This window comes from Paenalcaligenes sp. Me131, assembly GCF_050487225.1.
Taxonomy (GTDB): Bacteria; Pseudomonadota; Gammaproteobacteria; order Burkholderiales; family Burkholderiaceae_B; genus Paenalcaligenes.
The window spans coordinates 1-3096 of the sequence record NZ_JBKQGY010000008.1; the positions used below are offsets into that span (position 1 = coordinate 1).

The 3096-nt window shown below is 49.7% G+C and carries 2 tRNA genes and 2 rRNA genes; all 4 read left to right on the top strand.

What is annotated here, in order from left to right:
• Positions 1-253: 253 nt before the first annotated feature.
• Positions 254-1790: ribosomal RNA gene (locus ACLPHM_RS17160) — 16S ribosomal RNA — on the top strand.
• Between the two features lie 94 nt (positions 1791-1884).
• Positions 1885-1961, top strand: a tRNA-Ile gene (locus ACLPHM_RS17165).
• A 10-nt stretch (positions 1962-1971) separates the two neighbouring features.
• Positions 1972-2047 (top strand) — tRNA-Ala (locus ACLPHM_RS17170).
• Positions 2048-2406: 359 nt separating this feature from the next.
• Positions 2407-3096 (top strand): 23S ribosomal RNA (locus tag ACLPHM_RS17175); the annotation flags it as partial.

Consider the following 3096-nt stretch of genomic DNA (forward strand, 5'->3'; position numbering starts at 1 on the left):
TCTGGTTTAGCTGCAACGGCAGCGACCTGCTACTTCGGTAGCAAGTGTTCTTTAAAAATTTAACAGCCGATAAGTGTGGGCGCTTGGAATGAGTGGACCAACCTTCTCACGAAGGTTCGCCAAACATATAGATCAAGTGCTCACATAAAGAAAATTAGGTTTTTGCCTTGTGCAAACAACTCTAAATTTCTTTGAGTACGAATTACTCCGCTTTAGATAACTTTGGTTATTTGAAGCAAAATATACAGAGATTAAACTGAAGAGTTTGATCCTGGCTCAGATTGAACGCTAGCGGGATGCTTTACACATGCAAGTCGAACGGCAGCACGAGAGAGCTTGCTCTCTTGGTGGCGAGTGGCGGACGGGTGAGTAATGTATCGGAACGTGCCCAGTAGCGGGGGATAACTACTCGAAAGAGTGGCTAATACCGCATACGCCCTACGGGGGAAAGGGGGGGATCGCAAGACCTCTCACTATTGGAGCGGCCGATATCGGATTAGCTAGTTGGTGGGGTAAAGGCCTACCAAGGCGACGATCCGTAGCTGGTTTGAGAGGACGACCAGCCACACTGGGACTGAGACACGGCCCAGACTCCTACGGGAGGCAGCAGTGGGGAATTTTGGACAATGGGGGAAACCCTGATCCAGCCATCCCGCGTGTGTGATGAAGGCCTTCGGGTTGTAAAGCACTTTTGACAGGGAAGAAATGACAGGGGCTAATAACCTCTGTAGATGACGGTACCTGTAGAATAAGCACCGGCTAACTACGTGCCAGCAGCCGCGGTAATACGTAGGGTGCAAGCGTTAATCGGAATTACTGGGCGTAAAGGGTACGCAGGCGGCTAGGAAAGAAAGATGTGAAATCCCAGGGCTCAACCTTGGAACTGCATTTTTAACTACCTAGCTAGAGTATGTCAGAGGGGGGTAGAATTCCACGTGTAGCAGTGAAATGCGTAGAGATGTGGAGGAATACCGATGGCGAAGGCAGCCCCCTGGGATAATACTGACGCTCAGGTACGAAAGCGTGGGGAGCAAACAGGATTAGATACCCTGGTAGTCCACGCCCTAAACGATGTCAACTAGCTGTTGGGGCCGTTAGGCCTTAGTAGCGCAGCTAACGCGTGAAGTTGACCGCCTGGGGAGTACGGTCGCAAGATTAAAACTCAAAGGAATTGACGGGGACCCGCACAAGCGGTGGATGATGTGGATTAATTCGATGCAACGCGAAAAACCTTACCTACGCTTGACATGTCTGGAATTCTGAAGAGATTTAGAAGTGCCCGCAAGGGAACCGGAACACAGGTGCTGCATGGCTGTCGTCAGCTCGTGTCGTGAGATGTTGGGTTAAGTCCCGCAACGAGCGCAACCCTTGTCACTAGTTGCTACGCAAGAGCACTCTAGTGAGACTGCCGGTGACAAACCGGAGGAAGGTGGGGATGACGTCAAGTCCTCATGGCCCTTATGCGTAGGGCTTCACACGTCATACAATGGTCGGGACAGAGGGTCGCCAACCCGCGAGGGGGAGCTAATCTCATAAACCCGATCGTAGTCCGGATCGCAGTCTGCAACTCGACTGCGTGAAGTCGGAATCGCTAGTAATCGCGGATCAGAATGCCGCGGTGAATACGTTCCCGGGTCTTGTACACACCGCCCGTCACACCATGGAAGTGGGTTTCACCAGAAGTAGGTAGTCTAACCGTAAGGAGGACGCTTACCACGGTGGGATTCATGACTGGGGTGAAGTCGTAACAAGGTAGCCGTATCGGAAGGTGCGGCTGGATCACCTCCTTTAAGAGCGAAGGTTCACAAAGCGAAAGCGTCCACACTTATTGGCTGTTATAAAAGTTCATGACCAAGGTAGTCACCAACGAAGCAGTAACGAATTGGGTCAGTAGCTCAGTCGGTTAGAGCACCGTCTTGATAAGGCGGGGGTCGTTGGTTCGATTCCAACTTGACCCACCACGAATACCACGGGGGATTAGCTCAGCTGGGAGAGCACCTGCTTTGCAAGCAGGGGGTCGTCGGTTCGATCCCGTCATCCTCCACCACGATTTTTACGGTGGTGATTTGAAAATTGGTCATGAAATACAGTGAACGCAACTTGAAACGTCGAGTTGCTTGGGTACTGACAGTTTAACGAATAGCATTGTTTATGACAGTGTTACTCGTTGGGCTGATAAAGCTCATCGCTGGTTATGTTCTTTAACAATCTGGAAAAAGCACAACGAAGTGTATTCATGTATACACCAACTTAACTGTTGGCTGTATGAATAGACGGGTTGTGATTGCAAATCAACAATTTTGTTCAAACAAAGTTCTTTTTTGAATTCGAGAAATCGAATCCAAGCAAACTTGATGAACGGCACAATTGCTAAAACTCATAATCCTGTAGCCTTAAGTGTTATAGGATCAAGCGAATAAGTGCATGCGGCGGATGCCTTGGCGATCACAGGCGATGAAGGACGTGGTAGTCTGCGAAAAGCTACGGGGAGCTGACAAACAAGCTTTGATCCGTAGATGTCCGAATGGGGAAACCCACAGTAGCGATACTGTATCCTACACTGAATACATAGGTGTAGCGAAGCGAACCAGGTGAACTGAACCATCTAAGTAACCTGAGGAAAAGAAATCAACCGAGATTCCGGAAGTAGTGGCGAGCGAAACCGGACCAGCCTTAACGTGATAGTCGATTTGATAGCTGAAAAAAATGGAAAGTTTTACCGTAGTGGGTGATAGTCCCGTAAGCGAAATCAAATCGGTGGTACTAGGCGTTAGATAAGTAGGGCGGGACACGTGAAATCCTGTCTGAATATGGGGGGACCATCCTCCAAGGCTAAATACTCGTGATCGACCGATAGTGAACCAGTACCGTGAGGGAAAGGCGAAAAGAACCCCGGAAGGGGAGTGAAATAGATCCTGAAACCGCATGCATACAAACAGTAGGAGCACCCTTGTGGTGTGACTGCGTACCTTTTGTATAATGGGTCAGCGACTTACATTCAGTGGCAAGCTTAACCGAATAGGGGAGGCGTAGCGAAAGCGAGTCCGAATAGGGCGATTCAGTCGCTGGGTGTAGACCCGAAACCAGGCGATCTAT